Genomic DNA, 14,517 nt, shown 5'->3' with positions numbered 1-14,517 from the left:
CAGCCGGGCGGGGCCTCGTCCTTGGTGCCGCGGTGCGGTCCCGGACGTCAGTCCTTGATCTCGCAGATGGTGGCGCCGGAGGTGAGGGAGGCGCCGACCTCGGCGTTCAGGCCCACGATGGTGCCCGAGCGGTGCGCGTTGAGGGGCTGCTCCATCTTCATGGCCTCCAGGACGACGATGAGGTCGCCCTCGTTGACCTGCTGGCCCTCCTCGACGGCCACCTTGACGATGGTGCCCTGCATCGGGGAGGCGAGGGTGTCGCCCGAGGCGGCCGGACCGGACTTCTTGGCGGCGCGGCGCTTGGGCTTCGCCCCGCCGGCGGCGGCGGTCCGGGCGAGGGTCATGCCCAGCGAGGACGGGAGGGAGACCTCCAGGCGCTTGCCGCCGACCTCGACGACCACGGTCTCGCGGCCCGGCTCGTCCTCGGTGTCCTCGGCCGCCGGTGCGACGAAGGCCGGGATCTCGTTGACGAACTCGGTCTCGATCCAGCGGGTGTAGACCGTGAAGGGGCTGCCGTCGGTGGGCGCGAAGGCGGGGTCGGTGACGACCGCGCGGTGGAAGGGGATGGCGGTGGCCATGCCCTCGACCTCGAACTCGGCCAGGGCACGGGCGGCCCGCTGGAGGGCCTGCTCACGGGTGGCGCCGGTGACGATCAGCTTGGCCAGCAGGGAGTCCCAGGCGGGGCCGATGACCGAGCCGGACTCGACGCCGGTGTCCAGGCGGACGCCGGGACCGGTGGGCGGAGCGAACTTGGTGACGGTGCCCGGCGCGGGCAGGAAGCCGCGGCCCGGGTCCTCGCCGTTGATGCGGAACTCGAAGGAGTGGCCGCGCAGGACGGGGTCGCCGTAGCCGAGCTCCTCGCCGTCGGCGATGCGGAACATCTCGCGGACCAGGTCGATGCCGGAGACCTCTTCGGTGACCGGGTGCTCCACCTGGAGGCGGGTGTTGACCTCCAGGAAGGAGATCAGGCCGTCGGCGGAGACGAGGAACTCGACCGTGCCGGCGCCGACGTAGCCGGCTTCCTTGAGGATCGCCTTGGAGGCGGCGTACAGCTCGGCGTTCTGGGCCTCGCTCAGGAAGGGCGCGGGGGCCTCCTCGACGAGCTTCTGGTGACGCCGCTGGAGGGAGCAGTCACGGGTGGAGACGACGACCACGTTGCCGTGGCTGTCGGCCAGGCACTGGGTCTCCACGTGGCGCGGCTTGTCGAGGTAGCGCTCGACGAAGCACTCGCCGCGGCCGAAGGCGGCGACGGCCTCGCGGACGGCGGAGTCGTAGAGCTCCGGTACCTCTTCGAGGGTGCGGGCGACCTTCAGGCCGCGGCCGCCACCGCCGAAGGCGGCCTTGATCGCGATCGGCAGGCCGTGTTCCCGCGCGAAGGCGACGACCTCGTCGGACCCGGACACCGGGTCGGGGGTGCCCGCGACCAGCGGGGCGCCGGCGCGCTGGGCGATGTGCCGGGCGGCGACCTTGTCGCCGAGGTCGCGGATGGCCTGCGGCGGCGGGCCGATCCAGGTCAGGCCCGCGTCGATGACGGCCTGGGCGAAGTCCGCGTTCTCGGACAGGAAGCCGTATCCGGGGTGGATGGCGTCCGCTCCGGAGTCGGCGGCGGCCTGCAGGACCTTCGCGAAGTCGAGGTAGCTGGTGGCCGGGGTGTCACCGCCCAACGCGAAAGCTTCGTCTGCCGCGCGGACGTGCAGGGCGTCCCGGTCCGGATCGGCGTAGACGGCTACGCTCGCGATCCCGGCATCCCGGCAGGCCCGAGCAACGCGGACAGCGATTTCGCCACGGTTGGCGATGAGCACCTTGCGCACRATGGCTCCCTCCTTGAAACAAGCTGAGTTTAGGGACAGCCGACACGGCCTTTCGACCCTTCCCCGGTGGTGAGCTTGCCCACACAGAGCGTGATGCGAGCGTCCCTCTGGTGCGAAAGCCCTTGTGTCGCCCCAGGTCAGGGAGATCCCCGACTGCACAGTAACCCCGTTGCACAGTGCAGGTCTCTGTTCGGCGGGTCAGCGGCCCCCGCTGATTCTTTGTCGAGTCCCTACGAACGGCCTATGCATTCTTTGAGTGAGAGCCGTCACGGAGGGCTCCCGTAACGAAGCCGTCCCGACCTCTTGTCCGCAGGTTTACTCGTTAGTAGCCTCCAGTGCGTCGAACACACTTGTGGTGTGCGGGGGATGGGGGCGTCGTGCTGCGCAGACTCGTGGCCGGGCTGGGCGCGCTCGCGCTCGTCGCGGAAGCCGCGGTCCTGGTGCTCGTCCACCTCGTGCTCGGGCGGACCACCGCGAACCAGTCGATGTCCATCGCCGGCAGCGATCCGGACCTCATGAGCAAGGCGACCTACGGGCTGGGGGCGGCCATCGGCGCCTTCTTCCTGCTGGGCGCCGTCCTGCTCGCCCTGACGGCGCTGCGGGACCGCACGCCCGGCCGCTTCGCCCGTGTCGTGCTGGTCGCCGCCGCCCTGACCCACGTACTGCTCGGCGCCCTCGCCGCGGCGCTCGTCGGCTGGGGAGCCTTCGCGGCGACGATGGTGATCCTCTGCCTGCTCGTCCTGGCCCTGACGCTCTACGCCGGGGACCGGGACGAGCCCGGACGCGTCGAGGGGCTCAGGCCCACAAGTCCGTGATGGACACGTCCAGTTCGCCCAGCAGGGAGCGCAGCAGGGGCATCGACAGGCCGATGACGTTGCCGTGGTCCCCGTCGATGCCGTCGATGAACGGCGCCGACAGGCCGTCCAGGGTGAACGCCCCGGCCACGTGCAGCGGCTCGCCGCTCGCCACGTAGGCCGCCACCTCCGCGTCCGTCGGCTCGCCGAAGCGGACCGTCGTCGAAGCGGTGGCCGAGACCTGACGCCCGGTCGTCGTGTCGATCACGCAGTGGCCCGTGCGCAGTACCCCGGCGCGTCCGCGCATCGCCTTCCAGCGGGCCGTGGCCTCCGCCGCGTCGGCCGGCTTGCCCAGGGCCTCGCCGTCCAGTTCCAGCACCGAGTCGCAGCCGATCACCAGCGCGCCCGCGGCCTCCGCCAGGCCCGCCACCACACCCGCCTTGGCCTCGGCCAGGGCCAGCGCCAGACCGGCCGGCTCGTCGTGGCTGAGCGTGTCCTCGTCGAACCCGCTGACGATCACGTGCGGGGCCAGCCCGGCCTGCCGCAGCAGGTTCAGCCGGGCGGGGGAGGCGGAGGCGAGGACGAGCGTGCGCTGTGGCTCTACGGTCATGGGGGCCATCGTAGGGCGGCCGCGGCCGTGCCACCGGGCCGTCCCCCTAGAAGGGGGCGATGCCGAGCACGTACACCCCGACGACCATCGCGAGGGCGAGCACGACGAGCAGCCGCCTGAGCATCGCCTGGGCGTCGCGCATGTCCTTCGGCGGCTCGTTCTTCGGGTCTGACCAGAGCATGCTCCGATCCTTGCCCCGGGACGCCGGTGGCGCCTGAGTACTCGTACTCAGGCGCCACCGTCCGTCCGCGCCATCTTCCGGGCGYCCGGCCTTCCCGCGGCCGGCTCCGTCAGCGCTGGCCGGGCCAGTACGTACGGCCCCACGCGCGCGGACCGGGCTGCGGCAGCCGGTGCCGCGCCACCCGGCGCGGAGCGGCCCACTCGTCCGGGACCCGGGGCGCGCCCGACGGGGCCGAGGCCAGCGCCGCCGCGCGCGCTCGGACCACCGCCAGTGCGGCGGCCAGCTCCTCGGGGGTCGGGTTGCCCTTGACGACCTTGATCATCACTGTGAGCTCCTCGGGGGCCTAGAGGGGGATGTTGCCGTGCTTCTTCGGAGGCAGGGACTCCCGCTTGGTGCGCAGCTGCCGCAGCCCCTTGACCACGTGGGCGCGGGTCTCGGACGGCATGGTCACCGCGTCGATGTAACCGCGCTCGGCCGCCGTGTAGGGGTTGAGCAGCGCGTCCTCGTACTCGCCGATCAGCCGGGCGCGCACCTCCTCGACCTCATTCTCCCCCGCTTCGGCGATCGTGCGCCGGTGGAGGATGTTGACCGCGCCCTGCGCGCCCATGACGGCGATCTGCGCGGTGGGCCAGGCCAGGTTCAGGTCGGCGCCGAGGTGCTTGGAGCCCATGACGTCGTAGGCGCCGCCGAAGGCCTTGCGGGTGATGACGGTGATCAGGGGGACGGTGGCCTCGGCGTAGGCGTAGATCAGCTTCGCGCCGCGCCGGATGATTCCGTTGTACTCCTGGTCGGTGCCCGGCAGGAAGCCCGGGACGTCGACGAACGTCAGCACCGGCACGTTGAAGGCGTCGCAGGTCCGCACGAACCGCGCCGCCTTCTCGGAGGCGTTGATGTCCAGGCAGCCGGCGAACTGCATCGGCTGGTTGGCGACGATGCCCACCGGGTGGCCCTCGACGCGGCCGAAACCGGTGAGGATGTTCGGGGCGAACAGCGACTGCGTCTCCAGGAACTCGCCGTCGTCCAGCACGTGCTCGATCACGGTGTGCATGTCGTACGGCTGGTTCGCGCTGTCGGGGATCAGCGTGTCGAGTTCGAGGTCGGAGTCCGAGACCTCGGTGTCCGCCTCCTCCGGGAAGGAGGGCGGCTCGGAGAGGTTGTTCGACGGCAGGTACGCCAGCAGGGACTTGACGTACTCGATGGCGTCCTTCTCGTCGCCCGCCATGTGGTGCGCCACGCCCGAGGTGGAGTTGTGGGTGCGCGCACCGCCCAGCTCCTCGAAGCCGACGTCCTCGCCGGTGACCGTCTTGATGACGTCCGGGCCGGTGATGAACATGTGCGAGGTCTGATCGACCATGACGGTGAAGTCGGTGATCGCCGGGGAGTACACGGCACCGCCGGCGCAGGGGCCGACGATCAGGCTGATCTGCGGGATCACGCCGGACGCGTGCACGTTGCGGCGGAAGATCTCGCCGTACATGCCGAGGGCGCTGACGCCCTCCTGGATGCGGGCGCCGCCGGAGTCGTTGATGCCGACGAGGGGGCAGCCGGTCTTCAGCGCGAAGTCCATGACCTTCATGATCTTCTGGCCGTAGACCTCGCCGAGGGCTCCGCCGAAGACGGTGAAGTCCTGCGAGAACACCGCCACCGGGCGGCCGTCCACCGTGCCGTAGCCGGTGACGACGCCGTCGCCGTAGGGGCGGGTCTTCTCCAGGCCGAAGCTGGTGGAGCGGTGCCGGGCGAACTCGTCCAGCTCTACGAAGGACCCCTCGTCCAACAGCAGCGCGACGCGCTCACGCGCCGTCAGCTTGCCCTTGGCGTGCTGCTTCTCGACGGCCCGCGCGGAACCGGCGTGGGTGGCTTCCTCGACGCGGCGCCGCAGGTCCGCGAGCTTGCCCGCGGTCGTGTGCATGTCGATCGGCTCTGAGGGTTGGGACATCGGGGTCGCGGCTCCCTGTGTGGTGTCAACTGCCTGGTCAATTGATTGACTGCTGCTGGCTACTGGTGCGTAGCGTATCGGCGGGCATGGCGCTCGGCAGTGCGGCGTTTGACACACCTAATGTGGCTTGCATGACGCCATCAGATGCAGCAGCCGGACCCTCCGCGGGACGCTGGTCGAGCCTGGACCGGCCTCCCCTCAACGCCGCCGCCCTGCGCCGGGCCCTCGTCGTCGAGGGCGGCCTGTGGACCTCCCTGGAGGTGGTCCCCGCCACCGGCTCCACCAACACCGACCTCGCCGGGAGGGCCGCGGACCTGCCGGAGGGGGCCGTGCTGGTCGCCGAGGARCAGACCGCCGGGCGGGGCCGCCTGGACCGCAGCTGGACGGCTCCGGCGCGGTCGGGGCTGTTCTTCTCCGTCCTGCTCAAGCCGGGGGAGGAGGTCCCGCAGGAGCGGTGGGGATGGCTGACCCTGCTGGCCGGGGTGGCCGCCGCGCAGGGTCTGTCCCGGGCGGCGGGCGTGGACACCTCCCTGAAATGGCCCAACGACCTGCTGGTCACGGTGGACGGGGAGGAGCGCAAGGCCGCCGGCATCCTCGCGGAGCGGGTCGCCGACGGGGTCGTGGTCGGGATCGGCCTCAACGTCACGCTGACCGAGGACGAGCTGCCGGTACCGGCGGCGGGGTCGCTGCTGCTGGCGAAGGCGACGGTGACGGACCGGGAGCCGCTGCTCAAGGCGGTGCTGCGGACGCTGGAGGAGTGGTACGGGCGCTGGCGCGAGGCCGGCGGGGACCCGGCCGAGAGCGGCCTCCAGGAGGCGTACGCGGCGGGCTGCGCGACCCTGGGCCGACACGTCCGCGCGGAGCTGCCCGGCGGGCGCTCCCTCACCGGAACGGCCGAAGCGGTGGACGTGTACGGGCGGCTGGTGATCCGGACGCCGGAGGAGGAGCGGGAGGCGGTGGGCGCGGGCGACGTGGTGCACCTGCGCTCCGTGCGCTGACGCCCAGCTCCGGGGCGGCGCCCTCCCGGGGGCCCCGCCCCCGGCCCCCGCGCGAAGCCCGGCCGCAGCTCCCGCCCCGTGCCACACCCGCCGCCCGCACGGACTGCTGAGCCGAAGGGGCGCCGTGCTCTCAGGGGGCTCGCGCGGAGGACCGTGAGGAACGAGCGGTCTGAGCACGTGGCCCGTGAGAGCACGGCATCAGCGCCCCGGAGGCGAAGAAGCCCCAGAATGGGAGGGGGAGTGAGCTACGGCACACCTGCCGTATGGTTTAGGCGATCCCGGTCCCGCGGTGATCACCCGGTTTCGCAGTGCGCACGGAATGGACAGGAGGCGGCCCTTGACCGTCGACGACTCTGCGTCCAGCGCGTCCGGGTCCGGTCCGGGCCCGGGGACCGGCTCCGGCTCGGGGTCCGGGACGCCGATCGGGCGCGACCAGCACACCCCGATGCACGAGGTGGACCACACCGCCCAGCCCACGGCCGACCCGCTCGCGATCCGGCTGGAGCAGCTGATCCTGGGCGCCGAGCGGCGCTACACGCCCTTCCAGGCCGCCCGCAGCGCCGGGGTGTCGATGGAGCTGGCCTCGCGGTTCTGGCGGGCCATGGGCTTCGCGGACATCGGGCAGGCGCGCGCGCTGACGGAGGCCGACGTGCTGGCGCTGCGCCGCCTGGCCGGTCTCGTCGAGGCGGGGCTGCTCAGCGAGCCGATGGCCGTGCAGGTGGCCCGGTCCACCGGGCAGACCACCGCCCGGTTGGCGGAGTGGCAGATCGATTCCTTCCTGGAGGGCCTGACGGAGCCGCCCGAGCCCGGCATGACCCGTACGGAGGTGACGTACCCGCTGGTCGAGCTGCTGCTGCCGGAGCTGGAGGAGTTCCTCGTCTACGTGTGGCGCCGCCAGCTCGCGGCGGCCACCGGCCGGGTCGTGCAGGTCGCGGACGACGAGGAGATGGTCGACCGCAGGCTCGCGGTGGGATTCGCGGACCTGGTGGGCTTCACCCGGCTGACGCGGCGGCTGGAGGAGGAGGAGCTCGGCGAGCTGGTCGAGGCCTTCGAGACCACGGCCGCGGACCTGGTGGCGGCGCACGGCGGCCGGCTCATCAAGACCCTCGGCGACGAGGTGCTGTACTGCGCCGACGACGCGGCGACGGCGGCGGAGATCGCGCTGCGGCTGATCGAGACGATGGAGGCCGATCCCCAGATGCCCGAGCTGCGGGTCGGGATCGCCTTCGGGACCGTGACGACCCGGATGGGCGACGTGTTCGGGACGACCGTGAACCTCGCCTCGCGGCTGACCTCCATAGCCCCGAAGGACGCCGTGCTGGTGGACGGGGCGATGGCCGAGGAGCTGAGCCGGACCGGAGCCGCGCCGAAGTCGGAGAAGGGCGCCGAGGCCGAGGAGGGCGGCGGCTCGTACCGTTTCGCGCTCCAGCCGATGTGGCAGCGGCCGGTCCGCGGTCTGGGTGTCGTGGAGCCCTGGTCGCTGACGCGCAGGACGCCTAAGATCCCCGGGTAACGTTCGTTAACCGGGAGGGTGGCGTGGCTGTGGACGAGGTCCGGTACGGGGAGTTCGTCGCGGTGCGGCGCCATGGTGACGGCGGAGCCGTCGCCGAGCTGGTGCTGGACCGGCCCAAGGCGATGAACGCCGTTTCCACGGAGATGGCGCGGTCCATCGGGGCGGCCTGTGCGGCGCTCGCCGCCGACGCCTCGGTACGGGTGGTCGTGCTCTCCTCCACCCACGAGCGGGCCTTCTGCGTGGGCGCGGACCTCAAGGAGCGCAACTCCTTCTCGGACGCCGAGCTGGTGCGGCAGCGGCCGACCACCCGGGGGGCCTACGGCGGCGTGCTGGAACTGCCGATGCCGACCGTCGCCGCGGTGCACGGCTTCGCGCTGGGCGGCGGCTTCGAGCTGGCGCTGGCCTGCGACGTGATCGTGGCCGACGAGACGGCGGTGGTCGGTCTGCCCGAGGTGTCGGTCGGCGTGATCCCGGGCGGCGGCGGTACGCAGTTGCTTCCCCGGCGGGTCGGGGCGGCCCGGGCGGCCGAGCTGATCTTCACGGCCCGGCGGGTGGAGGCCGCGGAGGCGCTCTCCCTGGGCCTGGTGGACTCGCTGGCCCCGGCGGGCGAGGACCGTACGCGGGCCCTGGAGCTGGCGGCGGCGATGGCGGCGAACTCCCCCGTCGGGCTGCGCGCGRCCAAGCGGGCGCTGCGGCTGGGCCACGGGATGGACCTGGCGGCCGGGCTGGAGATCGAGGACGCGGCCTGGCGCACGGTGGCCTTCTCCGGGGACCGGGCCGAGGGCGTGGCCGCGTTCAACGAGAAGCGCAAGCCGAACTGGCCGGGGGAGTAGGTCCCGCCCTGCCCGCGGCCGTCACGCGGTGTGACCGTGGGGTCGCGAAATTGCGCGCCAACTGTCACTAAATCAGACAAACCCCCTAACCTGGGGCGATGGGAGTTGACGGGCGGCTTCGGGCCGTCGTGGGCCTCGCGCAGGCCATGGCGGCCGCCTGCGCGCCGCGGGACAGCGTCCGGGCCGCCGCCCGGGGCGCACGGGTGGCGATGGACGGGTCGTTCGCCGCCATCTCCGCGTGGGAGCGCGAGCGGGGGCGGCTGCGGGTGCTCGTCAACGAGGGGGAACGGCGGGCGGGGGAGGAGGAGTTCCCGGAGGACGAGTCCTATCCCGTGCACGACTTCCCGGAGATCACCGAGTTCCTGCACGAACGCTGGGCCGGCGGGGGCGGGCCGCACGCCTGGGTCGAGAGCGCGGTCGGCGACCGGCCGGGCCGCCGGGGCGAGGCCCTGCGCCGGCGCGGGCGCGGCAGCTGCGTGGTCGCGCCGATCGTGCTCAGCGGGCGGGCCTGGGGCGAGCTGTACGTCGCCCGGGACGAGGGGCTGCCCGACTTCGACGACGACGACGCCGAGTTCGCGGCGGTCCTCGCGGCGGTGGTGGCGGCCGGACTCGCGCAGAACGAACGGCTGGAGGAGGCGCGCAGACTGGCCTTCACCGACCCGCTGACCGGGCTGGCGAACCGGCGGGCCGTCGACATGCGGCTCGACGGGGCCCTGGAGGAACACCGGCGCGCCGGAACGGTGGTGAGCCTGGTCGTCTGCGACCTCAACGGCCTCAAGAAGGTCAACGACACCCTCGGGCACGCCATGGGCGACCGGCTGCTGGAGCGGTTCGGCTCGGTGCTGAGCCTGTGCGGGGCCATGCTGGCGGGCACGCTGGTCGCCCGGCTGGGCGGCGACGAGTTCTGCCTGGTGAGCGTGGGGCCCTCGGCCGACGAGGTGGTCCGGGTGACCGAGGAGGTGTGCGTGCGCGCCGCCGAACTGGAGCTGGGCGAAGGGGTGGCCTGCGGGGTCGCGTCCACCGGGGACCCGATCGGGCCGGTCGGATCCTCGCGCCGGCTCTTCCGGCTGGCGGACGCCGCCCAGTACAAGGCGAAGGCCGCGCGCTCGGCGCAGCCGGTGGTGGCGGGCCGGGACACGGCCGTGGTGCGGCTCGCCGACGCGGCCGCCGCGCGCGAGGCCCCGGGCGAGCGGCGCCGCTTCCGCGGCCGCCAGTGATCCGCTCCGGGTAAGGGGCGGTGGGCGGGCGCGATCGTGACAATGTTGGCTAGTGACATGAAGGGATTCAGTCCGTAGGGTGCTGAATATGGATATGCACACTGTCGTGGTGGGAACGTCCGGGACCACCGCCGAGGACGTCATCGCAGTCGCCCGAGGCAACGCGCGGATCGAGCTGTCCGGCGAGGCCCTGGACGCCCTCGCCCGCGCTCGCGAGATCGTCGACGCGCTCGCCGCCAAGCCCGAACCCGTCTACGGGGTCTCCACCGGGTTCGGCGCCCTCGCCTCCCGTCACATCAGCCCCGAGCTGCGCGCGCAGCTCCAGCGCAACATCGTCCGCTCGCACGCCGCCGGCATGGGCCCGCGCGTCGAGCGGGAGGTCGTGCGCGCCCTGATGTTCCTGCGCCTGAAGACGGTGGCCTCCGGGCACACCGGGGTGCGCCCCTCCGTCGCCCAGACCATGGCCGACGTGCTCAACGCCGGGATCACCCCCGTCGTCCACGAGTACGGCTCCCTCGGCTGCTCCGGCGACCTGGCCCCCCTTTCGCACTGCGCGCTCGCGCTGATGGGCGAGGGTGACGCCGAGGGCCCCGACGGCACCGTCCGCCCCGCCGGCGAACTGCTCGCCGAGTACGGCATCGAGCCCGTCGAGCTGCGGGAGAAGGAGGGCCTCGCCCTCCTCAACGGCACCGACGGCATGCTCGGCATGCTGGTCATGGCCCTCGCCGACCTCGACCGGCTCTACAAGTCCGCCGACATCACCGCCGCCCTCACCCTGGAGGCGCTGCTCGGCACCGAGAAGGTGCTCCAGCCCGAGCTGCACGCCATCCGCCCGCACCCCGGCCAGGGCGCCTCCGCCGCCAACATGGCCGCCGTGCTGAAGGGCTCCGGTCTCACCGGGCACTTCCAGGAGGAGTCCGCCCCCCGCGTCCAGGACGCCTACTCCGTGCGCTGCGCCCCCCAGGTCGCCGGCGCGGGCCGCGACACCATGGCGCACGCCGCCCTGGTCGCCTCCCGCGAACTGGCCTCCTCCGTCGACAACCCGGTGGTGCTGCCCGACGGACGCGTGGAGTCCAACGGCAACTTCCACGGCGCGCCCGTCGCCTACGTGCTGGACTTCCTGGCCATCGCCGCCGCCGACCTCGGCTCCATCGCCGAGCGCCGCACCGACCGCCTCCTCGACAAGAACCGCAGCCACGGCCTGCCGCCGTTCCTGGCGGACGACGCCGGTGTGGACTCCGGCCTGATGATCGCCCAGTACACGCAGGCCGCCCTGGTCAGCGAGATGAAGCGGCTGGCCGTTCCGGCCTCCGCCGACTCGATCCCCTCCTCCGCCATGCAGGAGGACCACGTCTCCATGGGGTGGTCGGCCGCGCGCAAGCTGCGTACCGCGATCGACAACCTGACCCGGATCATCGCCATCGAGCTCTACGCGGCCACCCGGGCCATCGAGCTGCGCCACGGCCTCACCCCGGCGCCGGCCAGCCGGGCCGCGATCGCCGCGGTGCGGGAGGCGGGCGTGGAGGGTCCCGGGCCGGACCGTTTCCTCGCCCCCGACCTGGCCGCCGCCGACGCCTTCGTGCGCGCGGGCGGTCTCGTGGCGGCCGTGGAGCCGGTGACGGGCCCGCTGGCCTGATCCGGCGGTCCGCCGCCGCAGTCGTACGAGGGCCGCGCCCCCGGGATCCGATCCCCGGGGGGCGCGGCCCTTTCGCGTACGGCGTCGTACGCGCGGTCTACAGGCTGCGGGAGCGGCGTACGGAGAAGGCCACGAAGCCGGCCCCGAGGCCGAGGCAGAGCGTGCCGCCGACCACGTACGGGGTGGTGTCGATGCTGCCGGTGTCGGCGAGCGAGAGGGTCACGACGGAGGCCGGCTCCGCCTCGCTGACCCCGGCGATGCTGCCGGTACGGGTGCCGGTGGCGGTGCCGGTGCCGACACCCGGATCCGTACCCGTATCCGTATCGGTGCTGCTATCGGTACTGGTGACCGTGCCGGTGCCGGCGGCGGTGACGGTGCCCGTGTTGGCGGCTACGGGTGCGCCGGAGGAGGCCGCCGGGTGTCCGGGAGCCGTGGCGTTGGCCGAGGGGACGAACCAGAGGGCGGCGAGGAGGGTGGTCGCTCCGAGAGCGGTGAGCAGCGGGCGAGGTGCGGACACGGTGCGATCCCCCTTGCGGAAGCAGCGAATTGGCCGTGTGGGCAGATGCTAGTGAAAGGGGCGGGTCGTGGGAAAGTCGAGGCTGTCGCGGGCTTACTCTCCGTCGTATGAACCCTTCTGAGACATCACGATACGTACGGCTTCGGGTGGATTTGGTCCTCGAAGTGTCCGACTCGGACGCCCTGATCGGCGCCGCCCTCGCGCACATCAAGGCCGACGAGTTCATGCCGGACGAGGAGCGCGGCCACGCCGAGTCGGCCGTGCGCGAGGACGAATGCGAGGCGCTGGCCTACCTGGTGGACCCCACCGACCTGGTCGCGGAACTGGCAGGAGTCGAGCTGGCACAGGCCTCTTGGAGCAGCGAACCGGTCGAATACGACCCCGAGTCGCTGGAGTGGGACCTGGGCGAGGAAGATGGTGACTTCGAGGAAGAGGCCGACAACGCCTGACCGTGGGGTTGCACACATCCGAACGGAATGTGGAACCGTTCCACGTCGTAACGCGTTGTCAGGACGAGCAGGGGGGTTGATCCCCCCTGCCCGGCCCGATCCCGGGAATGCAGCCTCGGGGTTTCCGGCAACGATGGAGTGACGTGTGAGGACGTACAGCAAGCGGCGACGGTCCCTGGTGGCCGTGTCCGCCGTGCTCGGTGGCGTACTGATGCTTTCGGCCTGTAACGACGCGGGCGACGACAAGGCAAAGGGCGGCGCGGAAACGGGCAAGTCGCAGGCGGACGTGGACGCCGCGGCGGCCAAGGACACCTCCAAGGCCCGAATAGCCATCACGCCCAAGGGCGGTGCGACCAACGTCGGTCTGAACGACGCCACGAACGTCACCGTCAGCGACGGAAAGCTCACCAAGGTCGAGCTCAAGTCCACGGAGGGCGGGGTCGTCGCGGGCAAGATCTCCGCCGACGGCAAGAGCTGGAAGCCGGACGGCGCGCTGAAGCGCTCGACGAAGTACACCCTCGCGGCGACCGCGAAGGACGAGGCCGGGCGCGAGGCGCACGAGAACACCTCCTTCACGACGGTCTCCCCGGAGAACAGCTACGTCGGCTCGTTCATCCCGGACGAGGGCGAGACGGTCGGCGTGGGCATGCCGGTGTCGATCACCTTCAACAAGCCGATCAAGGACATGAAGGCCGTGCAGGCGGCCATCACGGTTTCCTCCACCAGCGGCCAGGAAGTCGTCGGCCACTGGTTCGGCAACCAGCGTCTGGACTTCCGTCCGGAGCAGTACTGGCAGGCGAACTCCACCGTCACGCTGAAGCTGGCGCTGGAGGGCGTGCAGGGCGCTCCCGGCATCCAGGGCGTCCAGAACAAGACGGTCACCTTCAAGGTCGGCCGGAGCCAGGTCTCCACGGTCGACACGAAGACCAAGAAGATGACGGTCACCCGGGACGGACAGGTCCTCAAGACCATCCCGATCTCGGCGGGCTCCCCGGAGAACCCGACCTACAACGGTCAGATGGTGATCTCCGAGAAGTTCAAGGAGACCCGGATGGACGGCTCCACTGTCGGCTTCAAGAACAGTGAGGGCAAGGGCGAGTACGACATCAAGGACGTTCCGCACGCGATGCGGCTGTCCGAGTCGGGCACCTTCATCCACGGCAACTACTGGGGATCGGACTCGATCTTCGGCAGCGTGAACACCAGCCACGGCTGTGTCGGTCTGAACGACACCAAGGGCGCCAACGACCCGGACACCGCCGGTTCCTGGTTCTTCGACAACTCGCTCATCGGCGACGTGGTCACGGTGACGAACTCCCCGGACAAGACCATCAAGCCCGACAACGGCCTCAACGGCTGGAACATGAGCTGGGCGGAGTGGAAGGCCGGCCCCTCGGCCTGAGCCGAACCGACCTGATCCGACTCCGTACGACGGACGGCGGGGAGCCCCTCCACGGGCTCCCCGCCGTCCGTCTTTCTTCTCATGGGACTTTTACCCGGGACTTATCCGGCCATCAGGGGTGCCACCTAATTTCGGCCGCATGTTCTTCACCTACCTCCGGCGCGAGTTGCGCCGCCGCCGGAAGGCCGCGTTCGTCGTCGCCTCCGGGCTCGCCCTCGGCATCGCCCTCGTCATCGTGGTCACCTCCGTCTCGGCGGGCATGAACGCCGCCCAGGACAAGGTCCTCCAGTCGCTCTACGGCCTCGGCACGGACATGACCGTCACCAAGGCCCAGACCCCGCCGGGCGAGAACGGGCAGCCCAACAGGCCCCGCTTCCAGTTCGACGCCAAGGGCGACGGCGACGCGAACGCCGACGCCGAGCAGAGCCACGACATCGTGATGCCGCAGGGCTTCCAGACCCTCGACGCGGCCACGGTCGGCAAGGTGTCCGGCCAGAACGGGGTCGCGCAGGCGGTGGGCGGCCTCAGCCTCCAGGTGATGAAGGTCAACGGCCAGTTCAAGCGGGGCGAGTTGCGGCGCTCCCAGGGCGGCGGCAACGGCGGCGGCGGCCGCGGCGGCG

The 14,517-nt window shown here is 71.8% G+C and carries 14 protein-coding genes and 1 pseudogene; 9 read left to right on the top strand and 6 right to left on the bottom strand.

Annotated features, from left to right (window positions below; genetic code table 11):
• Positions 1–47: 47 nt before the first annotated feature.
• A complete protein-coding gene (locus AB4039_RS18660) occupies positions 48–1,811 on the bottom strand; it encodes an ATP-binding protein (RefSeq protein ID WP_266841358.1) in 1,764 nt (587 codons plus the stop codon).
• Between the two features lie 377 nt (positions 1,812–2,188).
• Between AB4039_RS18660 and AB4039_RS18655 the strand changes: the two genes are divergently transcribed.
• Positions 2,189–2,626, top strand: a complete 438-nt coding sequence (locus AB4039_RS18655) for a hypothetical protein (protein WP_442271232.1) — start codon at positions 2,189–2,191, stop codon at positions 2,624–2,626.
• On the opposite strand, the gene AB4039_RS18650 is transcribed toward AB4039_RS18655, so the two are convergent.
• The 4 genes from AB4039_RS18650 to AB4039_RS18635 form a co-directional block, all read right to left on the bottom strand.
• Complete coding sequence (locus AB4039_RS18650) at positions 2,607–3,224, bottom strand: nucleoside triphosphate pyrophosphatase (protein WP_266841361.1); 618 nt, start codon at positions 3,222–3,224, stop codon at positions 2,607–2,609. The genes AB4039_RS18655 and AB4039_RS18650 overlap by 20 nt on opposite strands.
• 37 nt (positions 3,225–3,261) lie before the next feature.
• Positions 3,262–3,396, bottom strand: coding sequence for a morphogenic membrane protein MmpB (gene mmpB / locus AB4039_RS18645; protein WP_256462239.1), 135 nt, complete (start codon positions 3,394–3,396; stop codon positions 3,262–3,264).
• A 109-nt stretch (positions 3,397–3,505) separates the two neighbouring features.
• Positions 3,506–3,721 (bottom strand): acyl-CoA carboxylase epsilon subunit, encoded by a 216-nt coding sequence (locus AB4039_RS18640; protein WP_266841362.1) that lies wholly within the window; start codon positions 3,719–3,721, stop codon positions 3,506–3,508.
• 18 nt (positions 3,722–3,739) lie between these two features.
• A complete protein-coding gene (locus tag AB4039_RS18635) occupies positions 3,740–5,332 on the bottom strand; it encodes an acyl-CoA carboxylase subunit beta (RefSeq protein ID WP_266841363.1) in 1,593 nt (530 codons plus the stop codon).
• Between the two features lie 131 nt (positions 5,333–5,463).
• Here AB4039_RS18635 and AB4039_RS18630 point away from each other — a divergent pair, with 131 nt between their 5' ends.
• From AB4039_RS18630 to hutH, 5 genes are all read left to right on the top strand, one after another.
• Positions 5,464–6,330, top strand: a complete 867-nt coding sequence (locus tag AB4039_RS18630) for a biotin--[acetyl-CoA-carboxylase] ligase (protein WP_266841364.1) — start codon at positions 5,464–5,466, stop codon at positions 6,328–6,330.
• Between the two features lie 337 nt (positions 6,331–6,667).
• Entirely contained in the window at positions 6,668–7,843 is a 1,176-nt protein-coding gene (locus AB4039_RS18625; protein ID WP_442271231.1) for an adenylate/guanylate cyclase domain-containing protein, read from the top strand.
• Positions 7,844–7,872: 29 nt separating this feature from the next.
• A complete protein-coding gene (locus AB4039_RS18620) occupies positions 7,873–8,676 on the top strand; it encodes an enoyl-CoA hydratase/isomerase family protein (protein WP_442271247.1) in 804 nt (267 codons plus the stop codon).
• 98 nt (positions 8,677–8,774) lie between these two features.
• On the top strand, positions 8,775–9,893 hold the full coding sequence (locus tag AB4039_RS18615) for a GGDEF domain-containing protein (protein ID WP_266841367.1): 1,119 nt from the start codon (positions 8,775–8,777) through the stop codon (positions 9,891–9,893).
• A gap of 94 nt (positions 9,894–9,987) precedes the next feature.
• Complete coding sequence (hutH, locus tag AB4039_RS18610; protein ID WP_266841826.1) at positions 9,988–11,529, top strand: histidine ammonia-lyase; 1,542 nt, start codon at positions 9,988–9,990, stop codon at positions 11,527–11,529.
• Positions 11,530–11,626: 97 nt separating this feature from the next.
• Here hutH and AB4039_RS18605 read toward each other — a convergent pair whose 3' ends face one another.
• On the bottom strand, positions 11,627–12,046 hold the full coding sequence (locus AB4039_RS18605; RefSeq protein WP_442271230.1) for a hypothetical protein: 420 nt from the start codon (positions 12,044–12,046) through the stop codon (positions 11,627–11,629).
• A 164-nt stretch (positions 12,047–12,210) separates the two neighbouring features.
• Here AB4039_RS18605 and AB4039_RS18600 point away from each other — a divergent pair, with 164 nt between their 5' ends.
• The 3 genes and pseudogenes from AB4039_RS18600 to AB4039_RS18590 all read left to right on the top strand — a co-directional run.
• Entirely contained in the window at positions 12,211–12,495 is a 285-nt protein-coding gene (locus AB4039_RS18600) for a hypothetical protein (protein ID WP_266841370.1), read from the top strand.
• 145 nt (positions 12,496–12,640) lie between these two features.
• Positions 12,641–13,897: a L,D-transpeptidase gene (locus AB4039_RS18595; protein ID WP_442271229.1), complete on the top strand. Its 1,257-nt coding sequence runs from the start codon at positions 12,641–12,643 to the stop codon at positions 13,895–13,897.
• A 139-nt stretch (positions 13,898–14,036) separates the two neighbouring features.
• A pseudogene (locus AB4039_RS18590) lies at positions 14,037–14,517 on the top strand (ABC transporter permease); the annotation flags it as partial.

Origin of the sequence: Streptomyces sp. M-16 (genome assembly GCF_052114405.1) — a bacterium.
In the GTDB taxonomy this organism is placed as follows: Bacteria; Actinomycetota; Actinomycetes; order Streptomycetales; family Streptomycetaceae; genus Streptomyces.
This window is presented reverse-complemented; position numbering and strand designations above follow the sequence as displayed.

What these genes read in the sequence shown, in the direction of transcription:
- mmpB (WP_256462239.1), bottom strand. Translation starts at nt 3,396, where the DNA reads ATGCTCTGGTCAGACCCGAAGAACGAGCCGCCGAAGGACATGCGCGAC.
- AB4039_RS18650 (WP_266841361.1), bottom strand. Translation starts at nt 3,224, where the DNA reads ATGGCCCCCATGACCGTAGAGCCACAGCGCACGCTCGTCCTCGCCTCC.
- AB4039_RS18615 (WP_266841367.1), top strand. Translation starts at nt 8,775, where the DNA reads ATGGGAGTTGACGGGCGGCTTCGGGCCGTCGTGGGCCTCGCGCAGGCC.
- hutH (WP_266841826.1), top strand. Translation starts at nt 9,988, where the DNA reads ATGCACACTGTCGTGGTGGGAACGTCCGGGACCACCGCCGAGGACGTC.
- AB4039_RS18635 (WP_266841363.1), bottom strand. Translation starts at nt 5,332, where the DNA reads ATGTCCCAACCCTCAGAGCCGATCGACATGCACACGACCGCGGGCAAG.